The following is a 15,081-nucleotide window of genomic DNA, read 5'->3' on the forward strand; positions in this document are numbered from 1 at the left end:
GGCTCAGAGGCGGGGGCCTAGGGGGTCGTGGGTGGGTGGGGTGGGGGTACGGCGGATGTCGTCGGTCAGGGAGCGGTCGGGGAGCCAGAGGATGAAGGTGGAGCCGATGCCCAGTTCGGAGTGGAGGGCTACGGTGCCGCCGTGGGATTCGGCGATCTGGCGGACGATGGCGAGGCCTAGGCCGGCTCGGCGTTGGCCGGTGGAGGGGACGGTGGCTGGGGGTTGGGGGCGGCCGGCTCGGTAGAAGCGGTCGAAGACGCGGTCGGCGTCGTCGGCGGCGATGCCGGGGCCTTCGTCGCGGACGGCGATCCAGGCCCAGCCGTTCTGGCTGCCGACGGCCAGGACCAGCTGGCTGCCGCCGCGGGCCAGGCGGACGGCGTTCGAGAGCAGGTTGTCGACCGCGCGGCGGAGGGCGGAGGCGTCGCCGGCTGCGACGGGGCCGGGGGACAACCGTCGGACGACGTTCAGTTCGCGGTCGGCGGCGATGAGTTCGTACTCCTCGGCGGCTTCGCCGGTGATGGCGGCCAGGTCGACGTCGGCGTCGACGAAGGCGGGGGAGGAGCGGCGGGCCGAGGCGAGCAGGTCTTCGACGAGTCGCGTCATGCGCTGGATGGCGCGGCTGACGATGGCGGTCGCCTGCGCGCGGTCCTCGGACGGCGTGTCGTCGTGCGCGAGGACGGCGTCCACGTTCGCCTGGATGACGGCGAGCGGGTTGCGCAGTTCGTGGGAGGCGTCGTCGACGAGCTGGCGCTGCGCGACGAAGGCCGATTCGAGCCGTTCGAGCATGTCGTCGACGGTGTCGCCCAGGTTGCGCAGCTCGTCCCGCGGGCCTTCGAGCGCGATCCGCCGGGACAGGTCGGTGGCCGAGATCTCCTGCGCGGTCGCCGTGATCTGCCGGACCGGCCGGAGCGCCCGCCCGGACAGCCACCACCCCGTCCCGAGGCTGACCACGAACAGCGCGCCCATCCCGGCCACGGAGTACGTGCGCAAGATCTCCAGCGTCTGGAAGTTGACCGCCGATTGGATCGTCGAGATCTCGGCCGCCTCGATCGTCTTCCCCGGTTTGATGTGTACCGTCCCGCTGGAGTCCTTGTAGTACTTGTTGACCACGATCGGGCTCAGCGGCTTCGGATCCAGGTAGGCCTTCAGCGCGAAGTAGACCCCGCCGAGCATCAACGCCGACAACGCGATCAGGACGGCGGAGTACGTCAGCGTCAGCCGGAAGCGGATCGTCTGGGCCCAGCTCGGCAGTCTGCTCACGTTTCCTCACCTCGAAGCCGGTAACCCCGTCCGATCACGGTCTCCAGCACCGGCTCCTCGCCGTCCTGGGTGAGCTTGCGGCGCAACGTCCCGACGGTCACCCGCACACTCTGGGTGAACGGATCCGCGTTCTCGTCCCACACGTGTTCGAGTAGCTCCTCGGCCGACACCACATGCCCCGGCCGCGACATGAGATACCGCAGGACGCCGAACTCCTTCAAGGTCAGCGGGAGCTCGCGGCCGTTCCGCGTCGCCAGGTGCCGGGACGAGTCGAGCACCAGATCGCCCACGTGCAGCTGTGTGCTGCCGTTGGTCACGTCGCGCCGGAGCAGCGCGCGGATCCGCGCGAGCAGCTCGACGAGCGCGAACGGTTTGGTCAGGTAGTCGTCGGCGCCCTCGTCCAGCCCGCGGACCCGGTCGGCCAGCGATGCGCGCGCGGTCAGCATCAGCACCCGCAGCTCCCGCCCCGAGGCGACCTCGATCTCCCCGCGGCGGACGGCGCGGCACAGGTCGAGCCCGCTGGTGTCCGGCAGCGTGATGTCCAGGATCGCCAGGTCGTACGCCGTCGTCGCGAGCTTCTCCACCGCCTCGGCGCCGTTCAGCGCCGTGTCGACGGCATAGCCGGCCCGGCCGAGTCCCGAGCGCAGCGCGCTGACCAGGCCTTCCTCGTCCTCCACCACCAGTAGTCGCACGACACCAAGGTAGCGGGCGGAGCGCGCGCCGCCGTCCTGCTCTTTCGGTGGACTTTCGATCGGCTTTCCGGTCGTTTTCGCACCCAGTTGATGAGGTGGGGACCACTCGACACGAAGGAGCTTTCATGAACATCCCAGGCAAGCGGATCCTCCTCGGTACGGCGGTCGCCGTGGCGGCCCTCGGCGTCGGCGGTTTCGCGTACGCCGCGAACGGCGACCCGGCGCCCGAGCAGGGCTACGTCACCGTCGAGGAAGGCACTCCGCAGCCGAGCAGCGGCGCGCCGCAGCAGAGCGACGGCACGGCGGCGCGGGACGGGCGCGACTGCCCGGACAAGCAGGGCGGCCAGGCACAGCCGACACAGCCGGATCAGAACAGCCCGGCCGGTAACGCATGACCGAGACCCACGTCGCGCGTCCCGGCGTGACGGCCGCTTCCCTCGAACACGCGTTGTTCGAGGTGAAGCGGGTCGTCGTCGGGCAGGACCAGCTGGTCGAGCGGATGCTGGTCGGGTTACTTGCCCAGGGCCACTGTCTGCTGGAAGGCGTGCCCGGGGTCGCCAAGACCCTCGCGGTCCGGACGCTCGCCGAGGTGATCGGCGGCCGGTTCGCCCGGCTGCAGTTCACCCCCGACCTGGTCCCCGGTGACATCATGGGCACCCGGATCTGGCGTCCGTCCACCGAGGGTTTCGACACCGAGCTCGGCCCGATCTTCGCCAACCTGGTGCTCGCCGACGAGATCAACCGCGCGCCCGCCAAGGTGCAGTCGGCGTTGCTGGAGGCAATGGCCGAGAGTCAGGTCAGCATCGGCGGTACCAGCTACCGCCTCCCCGAGCCGTTCCTGGTGCTCGCGACGCAGAACCCGATCGAGTCGGACGGCGTCTACGCGCTGCCCGAGGCGCAGCGGGACCGGTTCCTGCTGAAGATCACCGTCGACTACCCGAGCCCGCTCGAAGAGCTGACGATCCTGCAGCGGATGAGCGCCCGCCGGCCGCACGCGAACGCCGTACTCACGCCCGAGCAGGTCCGGCAGTTGCAGTTGGCAACGGAAGAGGTGTTCGTCCACAACGCCGTGGCCGAGTACGTCGTCCGGCTTGTGCATGCGACCCGGGAGCCGCAGCAGTACGGGCTGGCCGACTTGGCCGGCGTACTGGAGTTCGGCGTCAGCCCGCGGGCGACGCTCGGTCTGGTTGCTGCCGGTCGGGCGCTGGCGCTGCTGCGCGGGCGGGACTACGTACTCCCGGCCGATGTGTACGACGTCGCGATCGACGTGATGGCGCATCGCTTGGTGCTCACCTTCGATGCGCTGGCGGACGGGATCGACCCGCGGTCGGTGATCGCGCGCATCCTGCACACGATCGAGCAGCCGCACGTCGTCCCGTCCGACACCGCGGCGGCCTGATCATGAGCAGCCCTGACCTACTGGCCGGCCGCGAGCGTGCGCTGCGCGCGCTCGAGCTGACCGTGAAGCGGAAGCTGGAAGGCTTCCTGCACGGTGAGATCACCGGGCTGCGCAGCGGGCCCGGCAGCGAGCCGAACGAGGCGCGTCCGTACCAGGCCGGCCAGGACGACGTCCGCCGGATGGACTGGAACGTCACGGCCCGCTCGCTCGACGCACACGTCCGTGCGCCGCTGGCCGAGCGGGAGCTCGAGACCTGGGCCCTGCTCGACGCGTCGGCCAGTATGGACTTCGGGACGGCGCTCAGCGAGAAGCGCGATCTGGCGATCGCGGTGGTCGGAGCCGTCGGTCTGCTCGCCGCCGGACCTGGCAACCGGCTCGGCGTCCGGGTCGCGATCGGCGACGAGCTGCGCAGGCTGCCGGCGGCCGGTGGCGGGGTCCAGCTCCGGCGGTCCCTGCGCACGCTGCTCTCGTTGCCTAGGGCAACACCAGGTGAGTACCCGCGGACCGACCTCGGTCGCGCGCTCACCCGGCTGAACCGCGAGCACCCGCGCCCCGGCCTGCGGGTGGTCGTCTCCGACTTCCACGACGACGGCTGGGCGGATCCGCTCCGCCGGCTGTCCGCCCGGCACGAAGTTCTCGCGGTCGAAGTACTCGACCCACGCGAGCTGGAGCTGCCCGAGGTCGGGCTGCTCACGCTGGTCGATCCGGAGACCGGCCGCCGTCGCGAAGTGCAGACCGGTAGCAAGAAGCTGCGCCGCCGGTACGCCGAAGCGATGGCCGCGCACCGGTCGCGGACCACCCAAGCCATTCGCGGCGCCGGCGCCGCGCACCTGGTGCTGCGCACGGACACGGACTGGGTCCGGGACGTCGCCGCCTTCGCAACAGCCCGCCGTCGGGCCAGTACTCGGCGGCACCCGATTTCGAGGACCGGTATCCGATGAGATTCGAGCAACCCCTGTGGCTCTGGCTGCTGGTGCTGGTTGCGGCGCTGGTCGCCGCGTACCTGGTCGTCCAGCGCCGGCGCACGAAGTACGCCGTCCGGTTCGCCACGCTGCCGATGCTGGAGAAGGTGGCGCCGACTCGGCCTGGTTGGCGCCGGCACGCGCCGGCGGTCGCTTTCCTGGCGGCCCTGACTGTGCTGGCGATCGCGATCGCGCGGCCGGTGGCCGACGTCCGGGTGCCGCGCGAGCGGGCGACGGTGCTGGTGGCGATGGACGTGTCGAACTCGATGGCCGCGACGGATGTCGCGCCGAACCGGTTCGAAGTGGCGAAACAGGCCGCGACCGAGTTCGTGCAGGAGCTGCCCGAGCAGTTCAACGTGGGGCTGGTGTCGTTCGCGCGGACGGCGACCGTGGTCGCGCCGCCGACGACGGATCACGAGGCGACGGTCAACGCGATCAGCAGCCTGCAGCTCAGTAACAGCACCGCGATCGGGGACGCCGTCCTCACCAGCCTGCAAGCCGTCCGCGGGATCGACCCCGAGGACCCGCCGCCCAGCCGGATCGTCCTGATCTCGGACGGCGGCAACACCGCCGGCAGCCCGATCGACGAGGCCGCGGCCGCCGCGGTCGAGGCCGGCGTCCCCGTCTCCACCATCGCCTACGGCACCCCCGAAGGCACCGTGAACCTGGACGGTCGCGACGTCCCCGTCCCGGCCGATACCGAGGCCCTGCAAACCCTCGCCGACGCCACCGACGGCTCCTTCTACTCCGCCGAGAGCGACGAGCAGCTGCGCAACGTCTACTCCGACCTCCAGTCCTCCATCGGCTGGACCACCGAGCCTCGCGAGATCACCAACTGGGTAGCCGGCCTCGCCTTGGCGGTAGCGCTCCTCTCCGCCCTCGCCTCTCTTCTCTGGTTCTCCCGCCTCCCGTAGTAGGAGCCCTCCACATGACCCCACACCTAGGCACCCCCTTCCGTGGCCCCGACTACGTCCCCGGGCCCCCGCCGTCCGGCCCGGTCGAGACCACTCCGCCGCAGTCCGCTCCCGCGGCGTCGTCCACCTTTCCGTTCTCCGTCACCCCGGCCTCCGCTGCGCCACTGGCTCCCCCCTCTCTGGTGGCGCCGGCACCTCAGGCCGGGGTGACGGGTTCCAAACGACGTGTCGGGTTGGTCCTCGGCACGTTGGCCCTCTCGCTGGTGACGGGCGGTCTGGCCGGCGCCGTCACCGGCGGGTGGGATCGCAGTCCGGCCGGGCCGGTGGAGCTGCCGCAGGCGGCGGCTCCGCCCGCCGCGGCGCAGGGGTCCATCTCGGCCGCGGCGGCGAGCGTGCTGCCGGGCGTGGTGTCGGTGCGGGCCGGGCGGGCGACCGGGTCCGGGTTCGCGATCGACCAGGACGGGCACGTGGTCACCAACGCGCACGTGGTGGAAGGAGCGAGCAATGTATCCCTGGTCCTGTCGAACGGCCGCCGGGTCGACGCGGAGGTGCTCGGCGTCGACGCGAACAACGACCTCGCCGTCCTCCGGGTCGCGCCGAGCCAGGCCGAGGGACTGCGTGCGCTCACGCTCGGCCGGTCCGCACAGCTCCGCGTCGGCGACCCGGTCCTGGCCGTCGGTTCACCACTCGGCCTCGAAGGAACCGTGACCGCCGGCATCGTCAGCGCCGTCGACCGCCAGGCCCGCTTCGGCGACAACAACACCCGCCAGACCGCCATCCAGACCGACGCCGCCATCAACCCCGGCAACTCCGGCGGCCCCCTGGTCAACGCGGCCGGCCAGGTCGTCGGCGTCAACACCGCCATCGCCACCCTGGGCGCCTCCCGCTCCGGCAACATCGGCATCGGCTTCGCCATCCCCGTGGACCGCATGACCACCATCGTTCGCGGCCTGATCGACTAAAACACTGTCTCGGTCTCTAAAACACCGTTTTACCCCAGTCCATCCCGGCGGCCGGGCACTTCGCCGGTGGTCAAGTCCCCGGCGGCCGCAGGAGGTGGTTCGTGGTGCCTTCAGCTGCTTGGCGGGAGGCGCGCGTGTGCTTGCTTGCGCGAGGGCGGGGTGGCGGGGTGCGGCGGCTTAGAGTTGGGGGATGGTGTATTTCGGCGGGTTGTTGGCGGTGCTGGGGCTTGGGACGGTGTTGTTCCGGGACGGCGATGTGGTCGGGTTGCCTGCTGTGGGGGTTGGGGTCGGGTTGTTGGTGATCGGCGGTGCGGCTTCGGCGTTCGGGGTGGTTCGGCGGCGGAAGGTCCGGGCGCGGAAGATCGCCAAGGGGGAGCCGGTGCCGGTGGGGGATGTGATCGAGCGGGCGAAGGCGTTGCCGCGGTTGGTGCGGGCGGCTCGGCAGGGGACGTACGGGGAGCTGCCGAAGAGCCGGATGGCGTTGTGGGTGTTCGCGCTGATCTACCTGGTGTCGCCGATCGACATCCTGCCGGACCTGTTGCCGATCATCGGGGTGACCGATGACGCCGGGGTCGTGGTCTGGCTGTTGACGAGTGTTTCTACGGCCGCGGGGTTGTACCTGAATCACGAGCGGAAGCAGCAGCTGGACGACGGGCCAGCCAGTCGGTGACGTCGTCAGCCGCTTCGTCGGGGTGTTCGTAGGCGAAGAGCTGGAGCGGGTCCGCGGGTGCCGCGGGGTCGTCGAGGCGGACGGCGGCGGCGACCAGGAGCTCGGCCGCGGCCAGGACGCGGTGGGCGCGTTCGAGAGCTTCGGCGGGGCAGGCGGTGACGGCCTCCTGGGCCAGGTCGGCCACTTCGCAGGCCTGGTAGGCCATCGCCAGCTGCGCCCTGTTCATCCGAAGGCCCGGACGAAGAAGAGCACGGTCATCGCGACCGCCGTGGTGAGGACCAGCACCCGCAGGACGACGGCCGGCAGCCGGCGCACCAGGTGGGCGCCGACGTACCCGCCGACCATCGCGCCGACGAGCATCGCGAGCAGGTGCCGCGGCTGATCGAGGACTCCGGCCGCGAAGACGAAGATCACCGCCGCGGTCAGGAACACCGCACCGACCTGGATCACCCGCAACGGCGTCCCACGAGCGGTGTCGAGTGACGTCGTCGCCGTCCAGAACGCCAGCATCATGACGCCGACCGCCCCGCCGAAGTACCCGCCGTAGATCGACAGCAGGAACTGCCCGGCCAGGATCACCGCCGGCCCCGGCGCACCCAGGCGGATCGCCCGGTTCAGCTGCTTGCCAAAGGCAAGCACCAGCGTCGCGAACGCGAGCAGCCACGGCACCGCCGCGTCGAACGATGCCGACGGCAACCACAACAGCAACCCCGCCCCGAGCGCCCCGCCGAGCACGCTCGCCAGCGTCAGCCGCAGCGTCGACACCTGCTCGAACACGTGCACCTGCCGCCGGTACACCCACGCGCTGGTCGCGTTCCCCGGTAACAACGCCACCGTCGACGTCGCGTTCGCCAGCACCGGCGGCATCCCGCCCGCGACGAGCGCGGACAGCGCGACGAAGCTCCCGCCCCCACCCACGGCGTTCAGCGCGCCCGCGGCCACACCCGCCAGAAGAATCATCAGCACTCTTCGAGGATCAGCGCTCGCAACAGACTCCACAATGCGCGATCTCCGTAGTCAGCCTAAGGCTCAGGCATAGGCTAGAGCCATGCGGTACGACCTGGACGACCTTCGCCTCTTCACCCACGTCGCGAGCGAAGGCTCGATCACCGGCGGCGCCCGCGTCATGCACCTCAGCCTGCCTTCGGCCAGCGCGCGGGTCAGAGCCCTCGAAGCCCAGGCCGGCGTCCCCCTCCTGATCCGCGAGCGCCGCGGCGTCCGCCTCACCCCGGCCGGCGCCACCTTGGCCCGCCACGCGCGCGAGGTGCTCGCCGAGACCGTCCGCCTGGACAGTGCCGTCGCCTCGTACGCCGTCTCCCGCGCGGAGCCCATCCGCCTGGTCGCCGGCGGCTCGGCGATGCACCTGCTCGTCCCGGCCGCGCTCGCCACCTTCCTGCGCGACCACCCGGAGTACGACGTCAACGTCAAAGAACGCCGTACCAACCGCAGCGTCCGCATCCTCGCCGCCGGTGAGGCCGACCTCGGCGTCATCCTGGACGACGAGCCGACCGCACTCCGCACCGAGCCGCTCGCCGACGACTCGCTCGTCGTGATCGGCCAGGCCGGCGGCGTCCTCGCCGGTCGGGATTCGATCGCGTACGCCGAAGTCGCCGAACACCCGCTCGTCGCCCTCGATCGCGGCACTCCGCTCGCCCTCTGGATGGAGGAGCGCCTCGGCCCGCAGGCGCCCGTCCCGCGCTACCGAACCCTCGTCCCGACCCTGCACACCCTGATCACCCTCGCCAGCGCGGGCGCCGGCCTCGCGATCGTCCCGCGCCGGGCCGTCGACACGATCCCCTCGATCGACATCTGCCCACTCCAGGACGCCTGGTCCACCAGAGCGCACCTGCTCTGCTACGCCGCCCGAGCGCCCGAGGCCGCCCACCTCCTCGCGCAGCACCTGCGCGCGGCGGCTAGCGTGCAGGCATGACCGATATCCCCTTGGCCGCGTACAGCGCGCTGCTGCACAGCGACAACGTCGCCACGGTCTGCCGAGCGCTGAACATGTACCAGGTCGCGGCCGCCTACACCCAGCTGAGCGGCGGCAACCCCCTGGAGGAGCTGGCCGACGACACCCGCCAGGTCGCACTCCAGATCCTCGCTCGCGCACCAGCCCCAGGCGACGCCGACGTACCAGCCGGCTTCGACCACGTGAGCGCCCTCAACGTCCTGACCACTCTCGCCCGACCCGAGGACGCCGAACCTGTCGCCGCGGCCGGGGCCGCCGCCGGCGATCCCCAGATCCATGCGCTCGTCCGGCTGATCCAGGAGAAGCTCGGCGCCTGAGGTTGACAGCTCAGTTAGTCTGATCACGCAGAGTGTCGGCCTGAGCCCGAGGAGTCACCCTATGCGATCGCTGCGGTTCCTGCTCGTGCTCGGGTTCCTGCTCAGCCCGACCGTCCCGGCCACCGCGGCGGACTCCGTCGCCGTCGTCCGCGCCAAGCTGGAGACGATCGCCGGGCTGCGGGTCGAGAGCGGCCGGCTGATGAACGGCCGGCCGTTCTTCGTCCTCCAGTACTCCCAGCCCGCGGACCACGACGAACCCGACGGCGAACGCTTCGAGCAGCGCATCACCTTGTGGCACAAGGGTTTCGACCGCCCGACAGTCCTGCACACCACCGGCTACGAAGGCGTCGCCGGCGCGTTCGCCGCCGAGCCGACCCGCCTCGTCGACGGCAACCAACTCAACGTCGAGCAACGTTTCTTCGCCCGCTCGACCCCGGCGAGCAAGGACTGGTCGACCCTCGACATCCGCCAGGCCGCCACCGACCACCACCGGATCGTCGAAGCCTTCAAGGCTCTGTACGCCGCCAAGTGGCTCTCGACCGGCGCCAGCAAAGGCGGCATGACCTCGGTCTACCACCGCCGCTTCTACCCCGCGGACGTCGATGCCACCATCGCCTATGTCGCACCCCAGGACGTCGTCAACGAGCAAGACACCTACGTCGACTTCATCCAGCAGGCCGGCACCGACGACGCCTGTAACGAGTCCCTCCGCGGCCTGCAGCGCAACGCCCTCTACCGCCGGGCGACGCTCCTCCCGATGCTGGTGAAACGCGGCGAGAAGTACACCTCCGCCTACGGTTCCGCCGACCGCGCCTTCGAGGCGGCCGTCCTGGAGACGCCGTTCAAGTTCTGGCAGTACAAAACCCAAGCGAGCTGCTCGAGGATCCCCGGCCGGACGACGACCGACCAGCAGCTCTTCACGTTCATCGACCAGATCGTCGACTTCTCGTCGTACTCCGATGCCGGGATCGCGCCCTATCAGGCGTACTTCTACCAAGCCTCCGGTCAGCTCAACTGGCCCGATGTCTCGGCCGGGACGACCTGGCTGAAGGGCCTGCTGCACTACCCCGAAGCAGCCGCTGCCCCCGCCACCATCCCGAACCCGCCGCCCCACGACGGCGATGCGATGGCGGACGTCGACGGCTGGGTCAGGTCGGCCGCGACCCGGATCCTGTTCGTCTACGGCGAGAACGACCCCTGGAGCGCGGAGAAGTTCGAGCCCGGCCCAGGCAGCGCGGACTGCCACTGGTTCACCGTCCCGGCCGGCAACCACAGCGCCGCGATCGCCGACCTGCCGGCCGCGCAACGCGCGACCGCGACCGAGCTGCTGAAGCGTTGGGTCAGCGCACCGTGAGCCGCTCGGCGACGGCCTTCCGCGCCTGGTGAATGCGGGCCTTGATCGTCCCGAGCGGTACGTCGAGCTCGTCCGCGATCTCGGCGTACGACAGCGCCCCGAGATCGCGCAGCACCAGCGGCTGCACCAGCTGCGGATGCTTGGCCTCGAGCTGTTCGAGCGCCTCCAGCAGGTCGAGCCGGGAGCCCGCGATGACGGACGTCGTCCGCGGGTCGACCGACTCGGGCAGGTACTCCGTGGTCTGCTCGGCCGAGCGGCGCTTGAGCGAGCGGTAGGTCTGCCGGGCCTGGTTGGTCGCGATGATCGTCACCCAGCCCGCGAAACTGCCGGTGCCCTTGAAGGTGTCCAGCTTGCTCGACACCTGGAACAAGGTGTCCTGGACGGCCTCCTCGGCGTCCTCGCGGTACGGGAGGAACTTCGCGACCCGGCGCTGCACCATCGGCCGGATGGCCTGCAGCAGCTCCGGCATCTCCGAGCGGTCCGCGATCACCCGCGCCGCCAGCGACTCCAGTTCCTCGTTCATCGTGCCCCAGTCCGCAGTGAGCTCATCTTTGGTCGACAATAGCCGGGATGGATGTCATCGGACGGTACAGACTGCGGGACAAGATCGGCGCGGGCGCGTTCGCGACGGTCTGGCGCGGGTACGACGACGACCTCGACGTGGACGTCGCGGTCAAGGTCCTCGCCGACAACTGGGCGTCGCGGGCCGACGTCCGGGAGCGGTTCCTGTCCGAGGCGCGGCTGATGCGCCGGATCTCCAGTGACCGGGTGGTCCGGGTCTTCGACCTCGGCCGGCTGCCCGACGGGCGCCCGTACTTCGTGATGGACTACGTCGGCGGCGGGACACTCGGCGACGTCCTTCGCGGCGGCACGATCGAGCCGGTCGACGCGCTCTGGTGGGGTGCGGATCTGGCCCGGGCGGTCGCCGCCCTGCACAACGAGGGCGTCGTACATCGCGACGTCACCCCGGCGAACCTGCTGCTCCGCGAGAACCAGGGCGTCGAGTCCGGCGGCGGGACGCACCGGATCGTGCTCGCCGACCTCGGCCTGGCCAAGCGCGCGGCCGAGGCCTCCGGGCTCACCCAGGCGGTCGGCACGCCGGCGTACATGGCGCCCGAGCAGGGCCGCGGGGACGGCGGCTTCGACGAACGGGCCGACATCTACGCGATCGGCGCCGTCACCTACGCGCTGCTCACCGGGCATCCGCCGTACTCCGCGGGCTCGATCGGCGACGTGCTGAACCGCGACCCCGAGCTGCCGCCGCCGAGCCTGCGCCCGGTCCTGCACGACGCGGTCGGCGCGCTGGACGACGTCCTGGCCCGGGCGCTCGCCTACAACCCGGTCGACCGCTTCGAGCGGGCCGAGCTACTGGCCGAGCGGCTGGAGGCCGAGGCCTACCGGCTGGAGCAGGAGGCGCCGCTGCGGGCCCAGGAGCGGACGAGCATCACCTCCGACGAGGTGTCCACGACCGTCGCCGCGAACTCGCCCGGACGCCGACGCCGCCGCCTGTGGGTCTGGTTCGCGGTGTCGCTCCCGCTGTTCTTCGTCGCCGCCGGAGCCGGTGGCTGGTACCTGTTCGGTCAGTGAGACGAGGGTCCTCAAGACCCGATCTGACTGCATAGGGTAGCGGCATGGCTACTCACCGCAATGTGTTGATCCTCGGTGCCGCCGTACTCCCACTCGTGACCGGGACTGGTATCGCCGCGGCCGCGCCGGTCGCGAGCTACGCGTGCCGGGCGAACACCAAGTTCGGCAAGCATCTGCTGTCGCTGCGGCAGGGCGTCGACGCGAAAGCGCCCGCGACCGTCAAACCCAACCACCGCTTCTCGATCACCGTCGACCTCAAACCCGGCTCACTGCCCGGTGAGGTCAAAGGCTTCAAACTCAAAGAGGTCCGGGACCTCGCGCTTCGCGTCCCGATCCCGGCCAACTCGTCGTACGTCAGCGCCACGCTGCACGGCGGCTCCGGCCTCAACTCGACGCCGTCCGTCCGCCTCGAAGGCCGGGTCGTGGTCATCTCGGTACCCGGCCCGATCGCCGGCGGCGCCGGCTACCAGCTCCCGACCCTCACGGTCCGCCTCAAGGCCGGCCGCCGCGGCGCCGTCATCGAGACCCGCCTCAAAGGCACGTCGTACGACGACCCGGGGCTGACGCTGACCGCGAAGATCAAGTGGAAGTTCGTCACGATCAACTCCCCGGTCAGCTGCTACCCCGACCCCAACCCGGCCCTCACCCGAACCAGCATCAAGTAGCCGGCCGAGCTCCCGGCGCTGCGGTAGGTCAGACGCCGATCGGGTGCCAGACCGTCTTCAGCTCGAGGTACTGGGTGAGGCGGGACAGGCCTGGCGACTCGGCCCAGTCTTCGTCGGCCGGGCGGCGGACGCGCTTGAGGTTCCCGGCGGCGGCCGCTTCGAGGTCACGGGCCTCGTCGAGGTCGTCGATACCGGCCAGGTCGATCGCGTTCACATCGAGGTGCGAGGCCAGCCAAGGACCGATCTCGGACGCCGAGCCGGTCAGGATGTTGACCACTCCGCCAGGCAGGTCGGACGTCGCCATCACCTCGCCGAGCGTCACCGCGGGCAGCGGGCGCTCGAACGACGAGACCGCGACGACCGTGTTCCCGGAGACGATCGCCGGGGCGATCACCGAGGTCAGGCCGAGCAGGCTGGACTCCTGCGGCGCCAGCACCGCGACCACACCGGTTGCCTCCGGCAACGAGAAGTCGAAGTACGGGCCGGCCACCGGGTTGCTGGATCCGACGACCTGGGCGATCTTGTCCGCCCAGCCGGCGTACCAGACCCAGCGGTCGATCGACGCGTCCACGACCGCGCGGGCCTTGGCGATCGACAACCCCTCGGAGGCGGCGACCTCGGCGCTGAACTGCTCGTGCCGGCCCTCCATCACCTCGGCGATCCGGTACAGGATCTGGCCGCGGTTGTACGCCGTCTTCGCCGACCAGCCGCCGAACGCCTTCCGGGCCGCGACGACGGCGTCCCGGGCGTCCTTGCGGGAGGCCTGGGACGCGTTCGCGAGGAACTTGCCCTTGGCGTTGTTCACCACGTACGACCGGCCGGACTCGCTGCGCGGGAACGCGCCGCCGACGTACAGCTTGTAGGTCTTGCGCACCTCGAGGCGCGCGTTGTCCTTAGTGGGCAAGGTAGGCCTCCAGGCCGTGGCGGCCGCCCTCGCGGCCGTAACCCGACTCCTTGTAGCCGCCGAACGGCGAGGTCGGGTCGAAACGGTTGAACGTGTTGGCCCAGACCACGCCGGCGCGCAGCTGGTTGGCCATCCAGAGGATCCGGGAGCCCTTCTCGGTCCAGATCCCGGCGGACAGGCCGAACGGCGTGTTGTTCGCCTTCTCGACCGCCTCGGCGGGGGTGCGGAAGGTGAGCACCGACAGCACCGGGCCGAAGATCTCCTCGCGGGCGATCCGGTGCGCCTGGGAGACGCCGGTGAAGACGGTCGGCGGGAACCAGTACCCCTGCGCCGGCAGCTCGCAGGCGGGCGACCAGCGCTCGGAGCCCTCCTCCTCGCCGATCTGCGCCAGCTCGCGGATCCGGGCCAGCTGGGCGGCGGAGTTGATCGCGCCGATATCGGTGTTCTTGTCCAGCGGGTCGCCGACCCGCAGCGTCTCCATCCGGCGCTTGAGCCGGCCCAGCACCTCGTCGTACACGCTCTCCTGGACGAGCAGCCGCGATCCCGCGCAGCAGACGTGGCCCTGGTTGAAGAAGATGCCGTTGACGATGCCCTCGATGGTCTGGTCGATCGGGGCGTCCTCGAAGACGATGTTCGCCGCCTTGCCGCCGAGCTCCAGCGTGACCGCCTTGTCGGTACCCGCGACGGACTTCGCGATCGCGCGGCCGACCGCGGTCGAGCCGGTGAAGGCGACCTTGTTCACGTCCGGGTGCTCGACCAGGGCCTGGCCGGTGCGGCCGGCGCCGGTGACGATGTTCACCACGCCGGGCGGCAGATCCGCCTGCTGGCAGATCTCCGCGAACGCGAGCGCGGTCAGCGGCGTCGTCTCGGCCGGCTTCAGCACGACGGTGTTCCCGGCGGCGAGCGCGGGGGCGATCTTCCAGGCCAGCATCAGCAGCGGGAAGTTCCACGGGATGACCTGGCCGGCCACGCCCCACGGCCGTGGCTCCTCGCCGGCGCCGGCGTACTCGAGTTTGTCGGCCCAGCCCGCGTAGTAGAAGAAGTGCGCGGCGACCAGCGGGATGTCGACGTCACGCGACTCCCGGATCGGCTTGCCGTTGTCGAGCGACTCCAGCACCGCGAGCTCCCGCGCGCGCTCCTGGATCAGCCGCGCGATCCGGAACAGGTACTTGGCCCGGTCCCGCCCGGCCATCGGGCCCCAGACCTTCTCGAAGGCCTTCCGGGCCGCGCGAACGGCCTTGTCGACATCGGCCGGACCGGCCTCGCTGACCTCGGCCAGCACCTCCTCGGAGGCGGGGCTGACGGTCTTGAAGGGTTTGCCGTCGGTCGCCTCGACGAAGGCGCCGTTGACGAACAGCCCGTACGACGACTTGATGTCGACGATGGCCCGCGACTCGGGGGCCGGTGCGTACTCGAATCTGCTCAT

The 15,081-nt window shown here is 70.8% G+C and carries 18 protein-coding genes; 11 read left to right on the forward strand and 7 right to left on the reverse strand.

Annotated features, from left to right (window positions below; all coding sequences use genetic code 11):
* Nucleotides 1-3: 3 nt before the first annotated feature.
* Together ACZ6ZD_RS14855 and ACZ6ZD_RS14860 are read right to left on the reverse strand one after the other, a co-directional pair.
* Nucleotides 4-1,260 carry a sensor histidine kinase gene (locus ACZ6ZD_RS14855; RefSeq protein ID WP_465672103.1) on the reverse strand — a complete coding sequence of 419 codons (1,257 nt, stop codon included), beginning with the start codon at nt 1,258-1,260 and terminating at the stop codon, nt 4-6.
* Nucleotides 1,257-1,952 (reverse strand): response regulator transcription factor, encoded by a 696-nt coding sequence (locus ACZ6ZD_RS14860; protein WP_465672105.1) that lies wholly within the window; start codon nt 1,950-1,952, stop codon nt 1,257-1,259. Before ACZ6ZD_RS14860 ends, ACZ6ZD_RS14855 begins: the two co-directional genes overlap by 4 nt.
* A 125-nt stretch (nt 1,953-2,077) precedes the next feature.
* Here ACZ6ZD_RS14860 and ACZ6ZD_RS14865 point away from each other — a divergent pair, with 125 nt between their 5' ends.
* From ACZ6ZD_RS14865 to ACZ6ZD_RS14890, 6 genes are all read left to right on the forward strand, one after another.
* On the forward strand, nt 2,078-2,347 hold the full coding sequence (locus tag ACZ6ZD_RS14865; RefSeq protein WP_465672107.1) for a hypothetical protein: 270 nt from the start codon (nt 2,078-2,080) through the stop codon (nt 2,345-2,347).
* On the forward strand, nt 2,344-3,351 hold the full coding sequence (locus ACZ6ZD_RS14870; RefSeq protein WP_465672109.1) for an AAA family ATPase: 1,008 nt from the start codon (nt 2,344-2,346) through the stop codon (nt 3,349-3,351). Before ACZ6ZD_RS14865 ends, ACZ6ZD_RS14870 begins: the two co-directional genes overlap by 4 nt.
* Before the next feature lie 2 nt (nt 3,352-3,353).
* The gene (locus tag ACZ6ZD_RS14875; RefSeq protein WP_465672111.1) at nt 3,354-4,292 is read left to right on the forward strand and encodes a DUF58 domain-containing protein; all 939 of its coding nucleotides are present in this window, start codon (nt 3,354-3,356) and stop codon (nt 4,290-4,292) included.
* The gene (locus ACZ6ZD_RS14880) at nt 4,289-5,227 is read left to right on the forward strand and encodes a VWA domain-containing protein (protein WP_465672113.1); all 939 of its coding nucleotides are present in this window, start codon (nt 4,289-4,291) and stop codon (nt 5,225-5,227) included. The genes ACZ6ZD_RS14875 and ACZ6ZD_RS14880 overlap by 4 nt, the downstream gene beginning before the upstream one ends.
* A gap of 14 nt (nt 5,228-5,241) precedes the next feature.
* Nucleotides 5,242-6,189: a S1C family serine protease gene (locus ACZ6ZD_RS14885; RefSeq protein WP_465672115.1), complete on the forward strand. Its 948-nt coding sequence runs from the start codon at nt 5,242-5,244 to the stop codon at nt 6,187-6,189.
* Between the two features lie 190 nt (nt 6,190-6,379).
* On the forward strand, nt 6,380-6,859 hold the full coding sequence (locus ACZ6ZD_RS14890) for a YkvA family protein (protein WP_465672117.1): 480 nt from the start codon (nt 6,380-6,382) through the stop codon (nt 6,857-6,859).
* Here the strand turns inward: ACZ6ZD_RS14890 and ACZ6ZD_RS14895 are convergent.
* Complete coding sequence (locus ACZ6ZD_RS14895; protein ID WP_465672119.1) at nt 6,789-7,085, reverse strand: hypothetical protein; 297 nt, start codon at nt 7,083-7,085, stop codon at nt 6,789-6,791. The genes ACZ6ZD_RS14890 and ACZ6ZD_RS14895 overlap by 71 nt on opposite strands.
* Nucleotides 7,082-7,819, reverse strand: a complete 738-nt coding sequence (locus tag ACZ6ZD_RS14900) for a sulfite exporter TauE/SafE family protein (protein ID WP_465672121.1) — start codon at nt 7,817-7,819, stop codon at nt 7,082-7,084. Before ACZ6ZD_RS14900 ends, ACZ6ZD_RS14895 begins: the two co-directional genes overlap by 4 nt.
* Nucleotides 7,820-7,907: 88 nt before the next feature.
* Between ACZ6ZD_RS14900 and ACZ6ZD_RS14905 the strand changes: the two genes are divergently transcribed.
* From ACZ6ZD_RS14905 to ACZ6ZD_RS14915, 3 genes are all read left to right on the forward strand, one after another.
* Nucleotides 7,908-8,789: a LysR family transcriptional regulator gene (locus tag ACZ6ZD_RS14905; protein WP_465672123.1), complete on the forward strand. Its 882-nt coding sequence runs from the start codon at nt 7,908-7,910 to the stop codon at nt 8,787-8,789.
* Nucleotides 8,786-9,145 (forward strand): hypothetical protein, encoded by a 360-nt coding sequence (locus ACZ6ZD_RS14910; protein WP_465672125.1) that lies wholly within the window; start codon nt 8,786-8,788, stop codon nt 9,143-9,145. The genes ACZ6ZD_RS14905 and ACZ6ZD_RS14910 overlap by 4 nt, the downstream gene beginning before the upstream one ends.
* 61 nt (nt 9,146-9,206) lie before the next feature.
* The gene (locus ACZ6ZD_RS14915) at nt 9,207-10,499 is read left to right on the forward strand and encodes a S28 family serine protease (protein WP_465672127.1); all 1,293 of its coding nucleotides are present in this window, start codon (nt 9,207-9,209) and stop codon (nt 10,497-10,499) included.
* Here ACZ6ZD_RS14915 and ACZ6ZD_RS14920 read toward each other — a convergent pair.
* On the reverse strand, nt 10,486-11,022 hold the full coding sequence (locus ACZ6ZD_RS14920; protein ID WP_465672129.1) for an RNA polymerase sigma factor: 537 nt from the start codon (nt 11,020-11,022) through the stop codon (nt 10,486-10,488). The two genes, ACZ6ZD_RS14915 and ACZ6ZD_RS14920, sit on opposite strands and share 14 nt — an antisense overlap.
* Before the next feature lie 47 nt (nt 11,023-11,069).
* Between ACZ6ZD_RS14920 and ACZ6ZD_RS14925 the strand changes: the two genes are divergently transcribed.
* Nucleotides 11,070-12,086, forward strand: coding sequence for a serine/threonine-protein kinase (locus ACZ6ZD_RS14925; RefSeq protein WP_465672131.1), 1,017 nt, complete (start codon nt 11,070-11,072; stop codon nt 12,084-12,086).
* A 44-nt stretch (nt 12,087-12,130) separates the two neighbouring features.
* Nucleotides 12,131-12,751 carry a hypothetical protein gene (locus ACZ6ZD_RS14930; RefSeq protein WP_465672133.1) on the forward strand — a complete coding sequence of 207 codons (621 nt, stop codon included), beginning with the start codon at nt 12,131-12,133 and terminating at the stop codon, nt 12,749-12,751.
* A gap of 28 nt (nt 12,752-12,779) precedes the next feature.
* On the opposite strand, the gene ACZ6ZD_RS14935 is transcribed toward ACZ6ZD_RS14930, so the two are convergent.
* A complete protein-coding gene (locus tag ACZ6ZD_RS14935) occupies nt 12,780-13,655 on the reverse strand; it encodes an aldehyde dehydrogenase family protein (protein ID WP_465672135.1) in 876 nt (291 codons plus the stop codon).
* Nucleotides 13,645-15,081, reverse strand: coding sequence for an aldehyde dehydrogenase family protein (locus ACZ6ZD_RS14940; protein WP_465672137.1), 1,437 nt, complete (start codon nt 15,079-15,081; stop codon nt 13,645-13,647). Before ACZ6ZD_RS14940 ends, ACZ6ZD_RS14935 begins: the two co-directional genes overlap by 11 nt.

This window comes from Kribbella sp. NPDC104218 (assembly GCF_055584105.1).